At 43.2% G+C, this 16,386-nt stretch carries 21 protein-coding genes and 1 pseudogene; 18 read left to right on the forward strand and 4 right to left on the reverse strand.

Translation table 11 applies throughout. From position 1 onward, the window contains the following. Nucleotides 1-12: 12 nt before the first annotated feature. The gene (locus SGLY_RS08305; protein WP_013624836.1) at nt 13-1,020 is read right to left on the reverse strand and encodes an inorganic phosphate transporter; all 1,008 of its coding nucleotides are present in this window, start codon (nt 1,018-1,020) and stop codon (nt 13-15) included. Continuing rightward, nucleotides 1,013-1,645, reverse strand: coding sequence for a DUF47 domain-containing protein (locus SGLY_RS08310; protein WP_013624837.1), 633 nt, complete (start codon nt 1,643-1,645; stop codon nt 1,013-1,015). Before SGLY_RS08310 ends, SGLY_RS08305 begins: the two co-directional genes overlap by 8 nt. Nucleotides 1,646-2,205: 560 nt before the next feature. Here SGLY_RS08310 and SGLY_RS08315 point away from each other — a divergent pair. The 3 genes from SGLY_RS08315 (at nt 2,206) to ybaK (ending at nt 3,824) form a co-directional block, all read left to right on the forward strand. Then, the gene (locus tag SGLY_RS08315; RefSeq protein ID WP_013624838.1) at nt 2,206-2,721 is read left to right on the forward strand and encodes an HD domain-containing protein; all 516 of its coding nucleotides are present in this window, start codon (nt 2,206-2,208) and stop codon (nt 2,719-2,721) included. Nucleotides 2,722-2,861: 140 nt separating this feature from the next. Beyond that, nucleotides 2,862-3,317, forward strand: a complete 456-nt coding sequence (locus SGLY_RS08320) for a Fur family transcriptional regulator (protein ID WP_013624839.1) — start codon at nt 2,862-2,864, stop codon at nt 3,315-3,317. Between the two features lie 12 nt (nt 3,318-3,329). Then, nucleotides 3,330-3,824 carry a Cys-tRNA(Pro) deacylase gene (gene ybaK, locus SGLY_RS08325; RefSeq protein ID WP_013624840.1) on the forward strand — a complete coding sequence of 165 codons (495 nt, stop codon included), beginning with the start codon at nt 3,330-3,332 and terminating at the stop codon, nt 3,822-3,824. A gap of 47 nt (nt 3,825-3,871) precedes the next feature. Here the strand turns inward: ybaK and cls are convergent, their stop codons facing one another. After that, complete coding sequence (gene cls / locus SGLY_RS08330) at nt 3,872-5,323, reverse strand: cardiolipin synthase (RefSeq protein WP_013624841.1); 1,452 nt, start codon at nt 5,321-5,323, stop codon at nt 3,872-3,874. 117 nt (nt 5,324-5,440) lie between these two features. Between cls and SGLY_RS08335 the strand changes: the two genes are divergently transcribed. The 12 genes and pseudogenes from SGLY_RS08335 (at nt 5,441) to aroH (ending at nt 13,922) form a co-directional block, all read left to right on the forward strand. Continuing rightward, nucleotides 5,441-6,085: a DUF2953 domain-containing protein gene (locus SGLY_RS08335; protein WP_013624842.1), complete on the forward strand. Its 645-nt coding sequence runs from the start codon at nt 5,441-5,443 to the stop codon at nt 6,083-6,085. Further along, on the forward strand, nt 6,067-6,498 hold the full coding sequence (ytfJ, locus tag SGLY_RS08340) for a GerW family sporulation protein (protein ID WP_013624843.1): 432 nt from the start codon (nt 6,067-6,069) through the stop codon (nt 6,496-6,498). The genes SGLY_RS08335 and ytfJ overlap by 19 nt, the downstream gene beginning before the upstream one ends. A 92-nt stretch (nt 6,499-6,590) precedes the next feature. After that, complete coding sequence (locus tag SGLY_RS08345) at nt 6,591-7,172, forward strand: nucleoside recognition domain-containing protein (protein WP_013624844.1); 582 nt, start codon at nt 6,591-6,593, stop codon at nt 7,170-7,172. Beyond that, on the forward strand, nt 7,169-7,714 hold the full coding sequence (locus SGLY_RS08350; RefSeq protein ID WP_013624845.1) for a spore maturation protein: 546 nt from the start codon (nt 7,169-7,171) through the stop codon (nt 7,712-7,714). Before SGLY_RS08345 ends, SGLY_RS08350 begins: the two co-directional genes overlap by 4 nt. A gap of 163 nt (nt 7,715-7,877) precedes the next feature. Next, nucleotides 7,878-8,618 (forward strand): pseudouridine synthase, encoded by a 741-nt coding sequence (locus SGLY_RS08355; protein ID WP_041445251.1) that lies wholly within the window; start codon nt 7,878-7,880, stop codon nt 8,616-8,618. Between the two features lie 97 nt (nt 8,619-8,715). Continuing rightward, nucleotides 8,716-9,417, forward strand: a complete 702-nt coding sequence (locus SGLY_RS08360; RefSeq protein ID WP_013624847.1) for a FadR/GntR family transcriptional regulator — start codon at nt 8,716-8,718, stop codon at nt 9,415-9,417. 173 nt (nt 9,418-9,590) lie between these two features. Then, on the forward strand, nt 9,591-10,298 hold the full coding sequence (locus tag SGLY_RS08365) for a FadR/GntR family transcriptional regulator (protein ID WP_013624848.1): 708 nt from the start codon (nt 9,591-9,593) through the stop codon (nt 10,296-10,298). Between the two features lie 37 nt (nt 10,299-10,335). Then, nucleotides 10,336-11,379 carry a 4Fe-4S binding protein gene (locus tag SGLY_RS08370; protein ID WP_013624849.1) on the forward strand — a complete coding sequence of 348 codons (1,044 nt, stop codon included), beginning with the start codon at nt 10,336-10,338 and terminating at the stop codon, nt 11,377-11,379. A 17-nt stretch (nt 11,380-11,396) separates the two neighbouring features. Then, nucleotides 11,397-12,665 carry a BaiN/RdsA family NAD(P)/FAD-dependent oxidoreductase gene (locus tag SGLY_RS08375; RefSeq protein WP_013624850.1) on the forward strand — a complete coding sequence of 423 codons (1,269 nt, stop codon included), beginning with the start codon at nt 11,397-11,399 and terminating at the stop codon, nt 12,663-12,665. Nucleotides 12,666-12,687: 22 nt separating this feature from the next. Continuing rightward, nucleotides 12,688-13,113: a hypothetical protein gene (locus SGLY_RS17560; protein WP_013624851.1), complete on the forward strand. Its 426-nt coding sequence runs from the start codon at nt 12,688-12,690 to the stop codon at nt 13,111-13,113. 186 nt (nt 13,114-13,299) lie between these two features. Beyond that, a pseudogene (locus SGLY_RS17565) lies at nt 13,300-13,545 on the forward strand (HutP family protein); the annotation flags it as partial. Beyond that, complete coding sequence (gene aroH / locus SGLY_RS08390; RefSeq protein ID WP_013624852.1) at nt 13,542-13,922, forward strand: chorismate mutase; 381 nt, start codon at nt 13,542-13,544, stop codon at nt 13,920-13,922. The pseudogene SGLY_RS17565 and the gene aroH, both read left to right, overlap by 4 nt. A gap of 84 nt (nt 13,923-14,006) precedes the next feature. Here aroH and SGLY_RS18145 read toward each other — a convergent pair whose 3' ends face one another. Further along, nucleotides 14,007-14,183, reverse strand: coding sequence for a hypothetical protein (locus tag SGLY_RS18145; protein WP_013624853.1), 177 nt, complete (start codon nt 14,181-14,183; stop codon nt 14,007-14,009). A 204-nt stretch (nt 14,184-14,387) separates the two neighbouring features. On the opposite strand from SGLY_RS18145, the gene SGLY_RS08400 reads away from it, so the two are divergent. The 3 genes from SGLY_RS08400 to SGLY_RS08410 all read left to right on the forward strand — a co-directional run bounded on the left by SGLY_RS08400 (nt 14,388) and on the right by SGLY_RS08410 (nt 16,363). Continuing rightward, nucleotides 14,388-15,053, forward strand: coding sequence for a CPBP family intramembrane glutamic endopeptidase (locus SGLY_RS08400; protein WP_013624854.1), 666 nt, complete (start codon nt 14,388-14,390; stop codon nt 15,051-15,053). A 72-nt stretch (nt 15,054-15,125) separates the two neighbouring features. After that, nucleotides 15,126-15,782: a (d)CMP kinase gene (gene cmk / locus SGLY_RS08405; RefSeq protein WP_013624855.1), complete on the forward strand. Its 657-nt coding sequence runs from the start codon at nt 15,126-15,128 to the stop codon at nt 15,780-15,782. Further along, entirely contained in the window at nt 15,779-16,363 is a 585-nt protein-coding gene (locus SGLY_RS08410; RefSeq protein WP_013624856.1) for a lysophospholipid acyltransferase family protein, read from the forward strand. The genes cmk and SGLY_RS08410 overlap by 4 nt, the downstream gene beginning before the upstream one ends. Nucleotides 16,364-16,386 lie beyond the last annotated feature (23 nt).

Raw genomic sequence — 16,386 nt, forward strand, 5'->3', positions numbered from 1 at the left:
TCAAGATAATTGTTATCTCATCAGAAAAGAAATCACCAAATAGCTTAAGGCACCGACAATAGAACAGGACGGTATGGTCAAGACCCAGGCAATAAGCATTTGTTGGGCCGTTCCCCAGCGGACAGCTTTAATTCTTTTGGCCATCCCGACCCCGATAATGGAGCCGGAAGCAACATGCGTGGTGCTTACAGGAAGGTGAAGGCCGGGCAGGGCTGTAGCCGACCAGATGATCAGGGAAGAGGAAAGATCTGCGGCGAAGCCGTTGATCGGCTCAAGCTTGAATATTTTATCTCCCATCGTCCGAATAATTCGCCAGCCTCCTCCCGCAGTGCCGGCGGCCATGGCAATCGCACACGCCAGTTTAACCCAGAACGGAACTTCGATACTGGGAAGCATTCCAGCAGCGAACAGGGAAAGGGTGATAATCCCCATGGATTTCTGAGCGTCATTGGAACCATGGTTAAAAGCCAGCAATCCGGCAGTAAAGAACTGCATTTTCTGAAAGGCAAAGTTTACTCTGGCGGGGGAAGAGTAGGCAAAAACCTTATATAAGACCGACATGATCAGAAAACCAAGCGCAATGCCACAGACCGGAGAGACTAATAACCCGATGATGATCTTGGAAATGCCGCCAAATTGGAGAGCGCCAAAACCGGCCTTACATGCTCCCGCACCGATTATTCCGCCGATTACGGCATGGGAAGAACTGCTTGGGATGCCGACATACCAGGTTAAAAGATTCCAAAGTATGGCGCTGATCAAGGCGGCAATCATCACTTCCGAAGTGACAACCGATGTAATGACAATATCTTTAGCAATTGTCTTGGCAACACCTGTACTGTACATGGCTCCGACAAAGTTTAAAATTGCCGTCATAATGATGGCCTTTTTTGGAGTTAAGGCTCTGGTCGATACTGAGGTGGCAATAGCATTGGCAGTGTCGTGAAACCCATTGATATAATCAAATACCAAGGCTAAGATAACAATAAAGCCAAGCAGGATAACCGAACTACTAAGCATATTTGAGCACTACTCCTTTAATGAAGTCTCCAATATCCTCGCAATAGTCAGCGGCGTTCTCTAAATGTTCCAGGATTTCTTTCCATTTAATGATTTCCAGAATATTTTTTTCTTCATCAAATAAGCGGCCGACTTCTTTACGGTATAGTTTGTCGGCATCGCTTTCCAGAACGCTCACTTTGGCCACATTCTCTAAAATATGCTGGCGGCCTGATCTGATATTCGGCAGGTAACTGAACGAGTCTTTAATGATTTTGGCACATTCATCAAGAACCTTGGTTAACTCAATGGCTCCCTGAGGTGGGGTGGAAGCTTTGTAGACAACCATTCGTTCAATCGCGCCCTGGATAAAATCAATCACATTGTCCAGAAAAGTTGCTAATTTATAGATGTCCTCTCTGTCTATGGGGGTGACCATCGTATGATTAAGCTTGTCAATAATTCTGGAAGTGACATCATCAGCCTGATGTTCAAGATCTGTAATTTTTGACATGCTTGTGGGAAGCTTATCGGGAGAAAAATCAGAGACAAGGTTTAACAGGCACCGGGTACTTTGGCATAACAGATCTGCAGTTTGGTTGAAAAGTTTAAAGAACTGGTCTTCCCGTGATTTTAGGCCAAACATTTTTTTCCTCCAATTTTGATGATAAATAAGAATGATCACACAATGCTTATTCTATCATGTTATTACATAACAGGTAAAAATAAAAATATTAAAACGATTTATTTATGATCAATATATACCGTTAAGACGAAAAAAATTAAGAATTATTTTGCCAGGATCCTTTTTATAGGCCTTAACAAAAAGAAATATTTCTGATAAGATTAAGGAGAATTTATAAGTTTTTTCGATGTTTAATGGAGTGAGAATGCTTAACGGCGCAAGTGAGGGAGGGATATTTTATGAGCGAGAATTTTAAAGTGACGTTTCCCGCAACACTGGTCTTGGCAGCTTTAATTATTTTTTCAATAATTGCAAGTTAGTCTGGTTTATTATTTACTTATGTTTATTTTAATTAAACGAAATCATGATTATTATTTTGCCTGGGCCCTGAGGGGCTCATTTTATTTATGGAAATAAATACTTTATGAAAACCATTCAATGATTGATTTTTTTATTGTGATCTGCAAGCGCATTGGTATATAATAATTAAGAATTGAATTTTACTTGGAGAAAGGACAGTTATGGAACATATTTCTCTAAAATATGATGAGTTTTTCTTAAGTATTGCTGAACCGATTATTGAACATGAAAAATATCAGCAGATGAAACAAATTCCTCACCATAATGGCACAGTTTTTGATCATTGCCTTGGAGTGGCCTATTATGCCTATAAAATCGCTTATAAACTGAATTTAGATACTGTATCGATTATCCGGGGCGCGCTGCTGCATGATTTTTATCTTTATAAATTTAAAAAGAGAGAAAAAAAGAATTTATTAGCGGAGAGTATCCGGCATTCACATCATCATCCTAAAGTTGCTTTAAAAAATGCCAAAACTCATTTTGAAATCAATGAGCTGGAAGAAGATATTATTAAAAACCATATGTTTCCCGTGGGTTTGCCGAAGAGCAGGGAAGCTTGGATTACAACGTTTGCCGATAAAACACTGGCACTTTTTGAATATAGTACGAGATTCTTTTTCTATATGCGCGTCAAATCAATCCGCTTCGCATACATCACAAATATTCTTGGGTAAAAAATCATTCCGCACGGTCAAAGGGCGGGATGATTTTCTATTGAAGCAGATTTATTGTAAATAGATAAAAATATGTTAAAATGAATTAGGTAAATTTCTATTTAATGAAATTTATAGTATCTTTAGGAGATATTGTTATCATGAAGGAATTATCTGATTTTAGCAAGGTCTTAAAAGAAAACGGCTACAAATTTACCAATCAGCGCAAGTATGTTTATGAAGTTTTAATGGAGAATGGCGGAAAGCATCTCAATAGTCAGGAGATTTATGAACTGGTTAAAAATAAATATCCTGATATTGGTGTCGCTACGGTTTACCGTACCCTGACGCTGCTGGAAGATATGGAGCTGATTGACGGTGTTGATTTCGAAGACGGCTTTCGCCGGTATGAGGTCATAAAGGGTGAAGAAGAGCACCGGCATCATCATTTGATCTGCCTGGAATGCGGTATAATTAAAGAAATGGAAGAGGACCTGCTTGAGAACATTGAGGATGAGATTTCTTGCAAAAATCATTTTAAAGTGATTGACCATAGGGTAAAATTTTATGGTTACTGTTCGGATTGCCTGGAAAAAAGACAAATCAGGGAACAATGAGTGTGGAATAAAATGAAGACAGAAGACAACAAAACAGCGGACAGTAAAACAAATGTGATCAGGATTCTCGAAGCTCAAAACATTGAGCATGAGGTTTTTACATATGAGGTATCAGACGGTCTTCTTGATGCGATCACAGTGGCGGGCAAGGTTGGATTTGATCCTGATCTGGTATTCAAGACTCTTGTCACCACAGGGAAAAATTCCGGGATCTATGTTTTTGTGATTCCGGGAAATTGTGAGTTGGATTTGAAAAAAGCCGCCCAGGCGGCTCGGGAAAAAAGCATTCAAATGCTCAAAGCCAAAGACCTTCTCTCCCTAACCGGTTATATTCACGGAGGATGTTCCCCAATCGGGATGAAAAAGAAGTTTTCCACATATATTGAAGAAGTTGCCTCCGGCTATGATGATATTCTGGTCAGCGCGGGAAAAATAGGAGTCCAGGTAAAAATAAAACCCGCTGATCTTATTGATTTAACGGGAGCCTGTTTTGCCAATCTGATTTAAAGGACCCCGTTCTCTTTTAAGCTACCAGGTTTAGTTTATCCCGGCTTTTATAACAACGGTGAAAAAAGCCGGGAAACGGATTCCTTAAATTGAATGAGCACAGAGCGTTTACGGTATTTTTCAAAAGTTAAGAGGGTGCAGTCCAGCATATCTTGCTCAAAAGCTTGTTGAAGCTTTTGAGCAATTTCTCTGTCGTATAAAAAAGCATTGACTTCAAAATTCAGTTTAAAGCTGCGAATATCAAAATTGGCCGTTCCGACAGAAGAAATGATGTCATCGACAACGATCGTTTTGGCGTGGAGAAAACCTTTTTCGTAAAGATAGGCTTTGACCCCGATTTTCACCAGATCACCGATAAACGAATAGGAGGCCCAATAGACGAAGGGATGGTCAGGTTTGTTGGGCATCATGATTCTGACATCGACCCCGGACAGTACGGCGATCTTCAATGCTTCCTGAATACTTTCATCTGGAATGAAGTAAGGGGTCTGGATATAGATATTCTTTTTGGCAGAGTTAATCATTTTGAGATAACCCTGCTTGATTTCTTCCTGGGGGGCTTCCGGTCCGCAAGATACGATCTGGATACCGGTTTGGCCTGTAACTGCAGGCTGCGGAAAATATTTCAGAGAATAAGTTAATTCCTCGGCAGAAGAAATTTTCCAGTCAAGCAGGAAACGAATCTGCATTTCATGCACAGCCGAACCTCTGACTAAGAGATGAGTATCCCGCCAGTAACCAATACTTTTCTTTAACCCCAGATATTCATTACCGACATTAAACCCTCCGATAAAACCGATTTGGCCGTCGATAATCACCAGCTTGCGGTGATTGCGGTAATTGATTTTCAGGTTGACCAGACTTAAGAAAGAAGGAAAAAATAAAGATACCTTGCCTCCTGCATTAATCAGAGGCTCAAAATCTTTTTCCAGCAGCTTGTTTCCCAGGGCGTCAATAATCAGTCTGACCTCAACTCCGGTTCTTGCTTTCTCAGTGAGGATATTGATTAGTTGCTCACCTAAACTGTCTCGTTTAACAATGAAATAGAGAATATGAACATGGCTTTTTGCTTCTTTGATCTGCCGAAAAAGCTCCTTGAATTTTTCGATACCGTCAGTAAGGATTTCCACTTGATTATTCTGGGAAAAATAGGCTTTGCTCTGGTTTTGATGAAGAAGGATGAGATCCTTGTAATTCGCCAGCTCAGGATTATTAAAAATCAATTTCCCCTCTTTGATATCCTCGATCTCCTTGCTTAGGTGGGAAAAATATCTTTTATATTCCGGAGATTGAAAAGCAAACATTTTTTTGCGCATGAAATTTTGGGAAAGAAGGAGATAAAAAAGAACTCCGATACCGGGAAGCAGGAAAAGGAACAAAATCCAGACCAGTGTAGAAGTCGGATTTTTTCGTTCCAGAAAGATAATTGTAAAGGCAATTAAGATATCTAAAATATACAAAAGTGTTAAAAAGTTAAAACTTAAAAATTGCAAAGTCATATTTACCTCAAATATTTAAATATGGCTATGGTTATTAATAATATTATAAAGGAGAAAATATGTTTATAAAATCTTTTTCAGGAAAAAATAATCCTAAAGTCATGAAGGGCAGCGAGTATGCGGATAAGACTGATGGTGAAAACAACCGGATTGCACAATAGATTTCGCTTTCAATGGGAAGCGGGAATCGTTAACTCTGCGATAAACTTGGATATTCCACTAGAACAGCTTAAAGAAGGGTATCTTGATTTAATCAGCAATATTATTCACGATACCGGAGAAACAAATTCATTTTCGGTTTCCCGGAAAACAAGCCGGTTCGCCAGAAAAATCAAAACCGGACGCTACAGGGCAATAAAAACAGCGGTAAAGAATTTGTGCCGATACAGTTTTATCCTAGGATGGTTATCTGATCAGATCAAAAGAATCCAGAAAAATTTTTACCGGCAGCTGAAGTTGGAAAGGCTGAATCTTAACCTGATTTTAGGAACCGGAGATGCCCAGCTTACAGCCTATGCCTATGGATTGGCCTGGCAGCTTATCGGACAGGCCGCCGCCAAAATGTACCGGACGGTTCGGGTTGCGACTGGAAAAAAGATTCAAATACAGGTTAACCCCGATTTCACCAAAGCGGCTTGGGACTGTACCTTTGATTGTATATTAAAAATGAAAATAAGCCATATTATCGTTATAGCCTATCATGCTCTGTTGCTCATGATAAGAAGCAGGAGGACAATAAAAACATGGATGAACACCCGATAGAAACACTAATGAAAACAGCGATGGAAAGTATCCAGAAAATGATAAATGTCAACACGGTTATTGGAGAACCGGTAGAAACCCAGCAGGGATCTGTGATTATTCCGATTTCCCGGGTCTCCTGCGGATTTGCGGCAGGAGGCAGCGAGTTTACATCCCTGGAAGAAAAGGAAGAAGTGTTAAAAAGTAAAGATCAAAATCAGGAAAAATTGCCTTTCGGCGGCGGAAGCGGAGCAGGAGTATCGGTTAAGCCGGTAGGATTTCTGGTCGTCAACTCTGAACAGATCAGAATGCTGCCTGTAGAAGGCAATGTCGTGATGGACAGAATCATCGATGAAATGCCGGAAATCATTGATAAATTTTCTCATGCCTTTGGCAAAAAGAGAGGACCCCGCGAAAGAGAATATGATTGTTAACGGAACCCGGAAAACGTAAAATCTGAGCCGGTCGATCGTCATGTGATTCTAATCCCTCCCTTCATATCATAAATTGAAGCGGAGGGATTTGCATGGTTAATGCCATTTGGCTTGTTATGCTTTTAAGCGGCATCATGGTCGCTGCCCTGACGGGAAATATTGAAAAGGTCACGGAGTCTGCTTTGCAAGCGGCTGAACTGGGAGTGGAAGTATCCATTCAGCTTATTGGAGTGATGGCTTTATGGCTTGGGCTTATGCACATTGCCGAGAAGTCCGGATTGGTCAGGATGCTGGCTAATTTGCTGGGACCGCTCGTTCGCAGGCTTTTTCCCACACTGAAACCAGATAGCCCGGCTTTGGGGGCGATCATCATGAACCTTTGCGCTAATATTCTCGGTCTGGGAAATGCGGCGACACCTTTCGGACTGAAAGCTATGGAGGAATTACAAAAAGAGAACCCGAAGAAGGATACTGCCAGCCAGCCGATGATTACCTTTCTGGCCCTCAACACCTCATGTATTACCTTAGTCCCCGCCACCATCATTGGGGTGCGGATCAAAGCTGGTTCAGCAAATCCAACTGAAATCATCGGCACAACAATTTTTGCTACAGGCTGTGCGATGACTTTGGGCATTTTAGCCGATCGCTTTTTTCGGAGCAGGGAAAAGGCATGAACATCATCAGTGAAATATCCCGCTGGGCCATACCATTTTTATTGTTTTTTATCCCCCTGTTTGCTTTCTGGCGGAAGGTCCCTGTCTATGAAACATTTGTGGAAGGGGCGGAGGACGGGTTCAAAACAGCGGTGAAAATCATTCCTTACCTGGTCGGTATTTTGGTATCGATCAGAGTATTCGTTGATTCCGGGGCTCTTGAGCTTCTGATCAAATGGTTTAAGCCCCTGTTTGCCCTTTTAGGTTTTAATCCTGAGCTCCTGAATATCCTCCCGCTGGCCATTATGCGTCCGTTGAGCGGATCAGGAGCTTTGGGCGTTGCCACTCAGCTGATTCATCAATATGGACCGGATTCCTTTATCGGCAGACTGGCCTCTACTTTGCAAGGAAGTACGGATACGACCTTTTTTGTATTGAGCATCTATTTCGGTTCCGTAGGGATCAAAAAATATGGATATGCCCTGAAGGTCGGCTTGCTTGCCGATTTTACAGGTTTAATCGCTTCAATCTGGATTGTATCTAAACTATTTGGCGGAGAATAAAGATAAAAAGGGTTGAATCAAAAACGAGGGTTTCTATTAATGCGTGAAGATCCTGTTTGTTGTACAATAAGAGATATGCAGGACAAGCTGGTTGACAGGATGGAAAATTCGGCATTATGTTAAAGGTGAGAAAGATCAAGTGAATGAAGAAAATCAAATACGGATGCGATTGCAAAAGGCTATCGCTTTATCAGGTCTGGCCTCCAGACGGCGCGCGGAAGAAATGATGACTGAAGGCCGGGTTAAAGTGAACGGTGTTGTGGTTACTGAGCTTGGCATGAAGGTTTGTGGTACGGATACGATTGAGGTTGACGGAAAAACTGTGCAGTCACTTGAGGTAAAGGGAAAAGAAAATAAGGTTTATTATATGTTGAACAAACCGGTTGGTGTCATCACCAGTCTCAGGGATCCGCAGGGCCGTAAAACAGTAAGGGATTTGCTGGGCGATGTGAAAGAACGCGTTTATCCTGTGGGCCGCCTGGATTATGATACTTCCGGTATTTTGCTTTTGACCAATGACGGTGATCTCGCGTATCGGCTTACCCATCCGAAATTTGGCGTATCGAAAATATACCGGGTGCAAACCGGGAGCCGGATACCGCCAAAGAGCATAGAACAGTTGGAAAAGGGCTTATTGCTGGAGGATGGCTGGACGGCCCCGGCAAAAGTACACCGACTGCCTCAAGGCCAAAATGATCATATCGTGGAAATCACCATTCATGAAGGAAGAAACCGGCAGATACGCAGAATGTTTGAGCGGATCGGCTATCCGGTCCAAAGATTGCACCGCAAAAGCTTTGGACCCCTGTTCACAGGAGAACTGGCCCCCGGCGGACACAGAAGGCTCAGTCAAAAGGAAATAAGGGCATTAAAGGCGGCTGTGGGGCTCTCCTCCGCGCAATAACAAAAAATAATCCCGCTGTCCTGGCGGAAGTGATTGCACATGGGTAATAAAGGATTAAAATGAAAGAGATAAAGATTGGGAATGAAGGTGACAAAAGTTGAAACTGAGGCCGGTAAAAACGCGCAGAATATATGAAGAAGTCGTTGAACAAATCAGAATGCTGGTATCTGAGGGTCATCTTAAGCCCGGCGACCGCCTTCCTTCGGAAAGAGATCTGGCCGAAAGGCTTCAGGTTAGCAGGGCATCGGTGCGGGAAGCTCTAAGTGCTCTGGAAATGATGGGTTTATTGGAAATCAGAAGTGGTGAAGGAACATATATTAAACAAGTGAATATTGATTCCGTGGTCGCGCCTCTGGCTTGGGGCGTCTCCATGGACAAGAATTCCGTGCTGGAATTGCTCGAAGTCAGAAAGATATTGGAAACCCGAGCGGCGGGGCTGGCGGCGGAACGAGCTGAAAACGAGGAACTGCGGGAAATCCGGGAAACGCTGGAAGAAATGCAGGACAACCTTGCGGCAGGCAAGCTGGGAGATGGGGCCGATCATATTTTTCATCATGCGGTAGCCAGGGCAACCAAAAATCATATTCTTGTCCAGTTGATGAATGCCATTTCAGAAACCATGTTTCAGGCGCTCAAGACATTCAGGCTAAAGCTGGATGAAGTTGAAGGATGGCAAGAAAGGCTTTATGAAGAACATGAAGGGATCTATCAGGCTATTTTGGCTAAAGATCAAGAAAAAGCGGCACTTTTGATGCTGGAGCATCTGGAAAGTGTAGAAGATGAATATCGAAATGGTTGAAGATGATCGGCTGATCCTGGTTTGCGTATACTGATCCTTTTCAGTTGCCGAAAGGCAACTTTTTTTTCGAAATTATTGAAATAATAGAAATTATTAATTTAAAATATTTCTATATATCTTAATTGAATTTTCAAGTAAAATATAAGTAACGAGATACAATGGGGTGAGCACAAATGGATGTTGATCTGAAACCGATAAGAACAAAAAAAATCTATGAAGAAATTGTTGAACAAATAAAAGAACTGATTACTGACGGGCAATTGAAACCGGGAGACAAACTCCCTTCGGAAAGAACCTTAGTCGAAAGTTTTCGGGTCAGCAGGGCTTCCATCAGAGAAGCTCTGAGCGCTCTGGAAATGATGGGCATGGTTGAAGTGAAGACCGGGGAAGGGACATTTATCAGACAGATTAAATCTGATTTGCTTGTGGCCCCATTGGTGTGGGCATTATCCATTGACAAGGGTTCGGTCATTGAATTATTGGAAGTCCGCAATATGCTTGAAGTGCAGATGGTAGGGTTTGCCGCGGAAAGAGCCACCATGGAGGAGATCGGGGAACTGGGGACAATTTTGAACAACATGGGCGGCGATCATGCCAAACCGGAAATCATGAGTGAGAGTGCTGATATTAATTTTCACTATAAAATAGCCCTGGCTTCCCACAACAATATTGTCATTCGGTTGATGGACACCATTATGGATAATGTGCATCAAATGATGAGAATAAGCAGAAGTAAATTGTATGAAGATCCTAAGACGGTGGGAATGATATACTCAGAGCATGTGAATATTTTCGAGGCGATCAAGTCTAAAGATGTGGTTAACGCTCAGAAGTGGATGCTCCGGCATCTGCAGACCGTGGAAAGGGAATTATTTCATTAGTAATCTTTCAGAGAAATCATTGATAGGGGTGAGAGAAATGGCTTTAAATGATTGTCAGATGATTTTCCATCCGGGCAACTGCCTGAATACGAAGAAGCCATACCCTAAACAGTGCAGGCAGTGTTTGCTGTATTGTCCCCATGAGGCGATTACCGAAGACATGCAGATAAAAAAAAGCAAATGTACTGAATGCGGGGTATGTATGTCAGTTTGCCCCAGTGACGGTTTTGTTGACAAGGAAATGGATAAACTGCGGGACTATATTTTTAATCGTGAAAAAGTCATCCTGAACTGTCCTCAGGCCCAGTCCAAGGGCCATGAAATCGCTTGTATCGGCATGCTTGATGAGGAGGCTTGGCTGACCTTAATGATTTTAGCTCAAGAAAAGGATGTGAGAATCCTAACCGGGGATTGCGGAAAATGTGATGACCGCCAGGCCTGTGTCGTTAGTGTGACCAGTCTCAAGAAGATTCATGCTCAATGGCCGGATCATCCTCAAATCAAGATCGAGATAGCCCCTGCCGGCAGCGGGGAGGGCGGTAAGCGGGAAATGCCGGAAGAAGTCCCTGAAAACGGGGAAGAAGCCGGGAGTGCGGCAGGCTGGAGAGAACAAGGCAAAGAGAAGGTCAAAGCCTTGATTCCTTCTATTGTCGGAGAGGAAACATACCTGATTCCGCGGACCAGGCAATGGCTGGCCCAGGCTTTAAAACAATATCCGGATTTCAGGATTCAATATGAAGCCGTCAAAGTAGACGACAAATGTACGAACTGTGGGGTATGTGTCAAAATTTGCCCCCAGGATGCTTTGCAGCTTGTGCAGAGAGAAGGAAGGATCAGGCTGATCTATCAGGCCGACAGGTGTGTTCATTGCAAGAGGTGTGTAGAGATCTGCGGTCCGGAGGCGATGACACTGGAACCGATCAGTTTCAGTCATAAGCTTTTGACAGGCAAGATTCTGCTCAGGGAATCGCTTCCCCGCTATTGCAGTAAATGCGGCAAACAAATTTTTCATAATATAGAACCGAGGCTCTGTATGCAATGCGCTGCCAAAAATCCTGAATTGAAAGGGATTCTTTATTAGAACGAAAAGGTGGTCCAATGACTAAGGAGTTAATCGTAATCGGCGGCGGGGCGGCGGGCATTATGGCAGCCGGCCGTGCCGCATCCGAAGGCACAGAGGTTATTCTGTGTGAGAAGATGTCAAGGCTCGGCAGTAAGATAGCGATTTCCGGAAAAGGAAGATGCAATATTACAAATGCCGGAGATATACGCAGTTTTATCGAAAATTTCCCCGGCAATGGGAAATTTCTTTTTGCTTCCTTCAAAGAGTTTGATAATGAGGCCCTGCGGAACTTCTTTGCCGAATTCGGAGTGGAGACAAAGGTTGAACGTGGCGGCCGGGTTTTTCCCGTTTCTGATCAGGCCGAGGCTGTCGTCCATGCTCTGGGGAAATACGCCGAACAAAGCGGAGTGAAGGTACGGTTAAGGACAAAGGTTGCCAAGATCCTTATTGAGAACAATACTGTAGTCGGAGTGGAAGTGGAGGAGAGCAGCGGCGGAAAAAAGAAAATCCCGGCCGGCGCCGTGATCGTATCTACCGGCGGAGCTTCTTTCCCCGGAACGGGTTCGACCGGAGATGGATATAAGATTGCGGCAGAGGCCGGTCATCATCTCATTGAGCCCCTGCCTTCTCTGGTGCCGATGCGTGTTTTGGAAGACTGGCCCAAGGAGCTTCAGGGCTTGGCTTTAAAGAATGTAGCTGTTTCCCTGTGGGCAGGAGATAAAAAGAAGGCTGAAGAGTTCGGGGAAATGCTTTTTACGCATTTTGGCGTTTCAGGGCCGATTATCCTCACCTTAAGCAGGTTTGCCGTCAAGGAGCTGCAGGCCGGTAAAAGAATTTCCCTCAGGTTGAATATGAAGCCTGCTCTACGTGAGGAGCAGCTTGATCTGAGGCTGCAGCGTGATTTTGCCAAATTCAGCAATAAGCAGTTAAAAAACGCTTTAAATGACCTTCTGCCTAAAAGTATGATCCCAGTCTTGATCAGGCTTTCACAAATTGACCAGGATAAACAGGTTCATCATATCAGCCGGAGTGAAAGAATGCGATTAGTCAAGCTCCTGCAGGACCTTAGAATGACCGTAACTGGTACATTGGGAATGGGAGCGGCAATCGTAACCAGCGGGGGTGTGGATGTCAAAGAAATTAATCCGGCCACGATGGAATCAAAGCTGGTCAAAGGACTGTTCTGGGCAGGGGAAGTCATCGATATTGACGGGATTACCGGAGGATACAATTTACAGGCGGCTTTCTCCACTGGTTTTAAGGCTGGAAAATCAGCGGCTCAATATCTGAAAACCAAGGTCTAATTGCCGGAGGTCTGCGCATAGGATGGTTATTGAGGTGATCTGTATGCGTCCGGATAAAAGACTGACCCGGGGGATAGCGCTCATTGCAGTACTGTTAGGACTCCTGCAGTTTAAGAATGCCCGTGATCCTCTGGAATTGTATTTCCAGCTGACCAAAGAGATTGAAGCTCCGGCGATGAGCATGGATGTTCCGGCATTTAACGCGCCGGCTCCTGAAAAAACTCCGATTGTTTTGGCCGTACAGCCATATGGCCTGGTCAGGATTTGGGAAGACGGAAAATATCTGGGGGAAATCGGGAAGGAAAAAACAACGTTCAGCGTGAGTGAGGGTAATCTCACTCTGGATGCCCGGGAATCGCAAACCGCAATTGTTGTTGAGGTGGAATGGAAAAGCAGTACGCAAAAGATAAATCTGGACAGAGAGATTAAAACCATAATTCTGAAATAAGCCGATTTTCTCAAAAATAGCAGCCGATTGATTCGAAAAGAGAAGCCAAAAAGAAAATAACGGAGAAAATACCTTACAAATCAGCAAAAAATCATTTACAATAGGTATAATAAAAAGTACAGCTTTAAAAAAATTAGTTGTACTTTTTTAATTGAGTAATATTTTTTCAGTTTGGGATGTGGTTGGAGGGAAGGAGTAATCAGAGAGACTCACGGGGAGGAAGGCGCGATAGCCGGTGTGACACGTGAGGCTCTAAGTCAAATCATGAATAAAGCTTCCGGTTTGAATATTGGCGGCAAATTGGGAATTGCCCATAAAGGGGAACATTTAAGTGTGGCTGTCTTTTTTGGAGTAGGATTGCTCCATTTGGATGAAGTCGCGGTTGGTTTAGGGCATAGAGTAGCCCCAAGAGACGAGGAGGGACAGAGATGAGAGGAATCAGAGGAGCAACAACTGTTGAAGAAAACACGTCTGCTGCAATCAGAGAGTCGGCCAGAGAATTGATTCAGAGCATCGTGACGGAGAATGAACTGGATGTTGAAGATATTGTAAGCATCATTTTTTCGGTAAGCCCGGAGTTGAATTCAGAGTTTCCGGCCGCGGGGATTCGGGAGCTTGATGGGGAATGGAGGTATGTTCCGTTTTTCTGCACAACGGAAATCCCGGTTCCCAACGGTATTGACAAGTGTATTCGTGTTTTGGTCCATGTCAATACCGGTAAGAGTTTAAAACAAATCAAACATATTTATTTAAAAAGGGCGGAGAAGCTCAGACCTGACTTGTTGGGAAGTAAACAGGATAATCCCTGATGCTTGATGGTCAGCAAATATGTAGAAAAAATTAGGTGAAGTAAAACTTCACCTATAAATTACTGGTCCAGCAATTATTAATGACTAATCCAGATCAAAAGAATTGGTGATATTGGACATGCCCCTGTCTTTCATTTTCATGAGCTTGTGTCTGATATCGCGGCCATATTTATTATAGGAGATTCCCAAAAAAAGTCCTCCAAGCATGGCACTAGTCACATATAACCAGTTATTGGACCTGCTTCTGTTCATGAATAACATGTTCATTCCTCCCGGCTTTTTATCTAAAATCATTTCAGACTACTTATATTATGGTATAAATCAAGCAAAAATAATCGAGGATAATTTTTCATGTGTAAAAACAGATGGTTTATTTGATCAGTTTACAAAGACGAATCTGTTTTTATCCAAAAATTAATCAAATTTTTTTAAAGTATAATGTTAAAGTGGGTGGAAAAAATAGCGATGAAATTAAACCGTAAAGTTTTAGGTATGGTATTACTGGGGATTGCCGCTGTTTTTGCAGGAATGATCCTGATTAATGGGATAATTTTTTCTTTTTTCACCCAAGGCAAAACAGGCTATTATCTTTCACTCTTTTTTTCCAATTCCTTATTTATCCTGCTTATTCTCGGTATAATGAGAAATCAAAATATTAATATTAATGATATTGGCTGGAGAAAAACAAAACTGGTTCCTGCTTTGAAAAATATCGTCTTGATGTGGTTTGCTACCTGGATCTGTTATTTCCTTTATTTGATCGTTTTAGCTCTCGCAGGTTTTACACCTCAGGAAAATGGTCTTTATGAAATGCTTGCCGATCCGACGGGGGTCAATTTAGTCATTAATCTGCTCGCTATTGTGGTCGTCGCGCCGCTTGTAGAAGAGACATTATTCAGAGGCCTGCTTTTTGGCAGTTTATTTCCCTATTTCGGAAAATGGGTCTCAATCGTTGTCAGTTCTGCGTTGTTTTCAGCACTTCATTTCGATCCCGTCGGGTTTTTCCCGCGGTTTGTACTGGGAATTTGTTTGGGTTATCTATATGTCAAAAATGATTCTCTGTTTCCCGCCATGGGTTTGCACGGACTAAATAACTTTGTGGCATTAATGCTGGTTTATTTAGTAAATTAAGTTTGATTTTGATGATTGTTGGAGCAAATTGGGCTGTGATATAATTAGCGGGATAAGGGGAGAATAAGAACCATGCAAATAGCGATAGATGGTCCTGCCGGTGCCGGTAAAAGTACAGTCGCCAAAATCGTTGCCGACAGATTGGGTATTCCTTATTTGGATACGGGCTCAATGTACAGAGCGATTGCTTATCAGGTTTTAAAGTCAGGGATTTCGGCTGAAAATGAAGAGGAAACAGTAAAAATCGCTTCTGCCGCGAATATTTCCCTTGACCATTTAAATAATCGAATCTATTGTGACGGGCAGGACGTGACCAATGAGATCAGAAGTGCGGAGGTCACTTCCGCCGTGTCCATCATTTCCGCGTATCCCGGAGTGAGAAAGCGTCTGGTTGAGCTTCAGCGCGAGGAAGCAGCCAAAGGCAATGTGGTCATGGACGGCAGAGATATTGGCACTGTTGTTTTACCGCAAGCCCCGGTCAAGATCTTTTTGACGGCTTCTTTGGCCGAAAGAGCAAAAAGAAGGTGGCATGAACTGCAAAAAGCCGGTAAGGCCGCCATTTATGAAACCATTTATTGCGATATAGAGAAAAGGGATGCCAATGATCGTTCGCGGGAGTATTCTCCGTTAAAGGTTGCCGAAGACGCGTTTGTTCTGGACACAACGGCAATGACTGTGCAAGAGGCGGCGGATTGTATTGTTGACATCATTAGGAGGCAGGGGAATTGAGTTTGTACAAGGTCGCCAGGGCGGTGCTGCGGGTACTGCTCCGGTTTAAAGGATATCAGGTCGAGGGCAGGGAAAATTTCCCGGAAAAAGGCCCGGTCATTATCGCGGCCAATCATTTAAGCCTTTGGGACCCGGTAGTGGTTGGTTGTGCCATAGATCGGACAGTATTTTATATGGCAAAAGAAGAATTATTTCAGGTGCCTTTTTTAGGGTGGCTTCTCACCAAATTGAAGTCTTTTCCGGTAAAAAGGGGACAAGGCGATATCGCGGCTATCCGCAGAGCCCTTGCGGTTTTAAAGGAAGGTCACGTTTTAGGTGTGTTTCCTGAAGGGAAAAGGTCCGTATCAGGAGAGATGCAGGAAGCGATGGCCGGTATCGCCTTAATTATGGAGAAGAGTAAAGCTCCGGTGGTTCCGGTTAAGGTTTGGGATGCGGGAAGAGAGGACGGGAAAAAAAGAGGATCTTTTAAAGTTGTGATCGGGAGACCGATTTATCCTGAGAAAATTATGATTCCGGAAAAAGAAGAAAACAGGAGAAATTGGCTGGCTAATCATATCATGACATTTGTTCAGGAGATGTGATATGCTATTGCTCTCACCAATAG

Source organism: Syntrophobotulus glycolicus DSM 8271 (assembly GCF_000190635.1).
Lineage (GTDB): Bacteria > Bacillota > Desulfitobacteriia > Desulfitobacteriales > Syntrophobotulaceae > Syntrophobotulus > Syntrophobotulus glycolicus.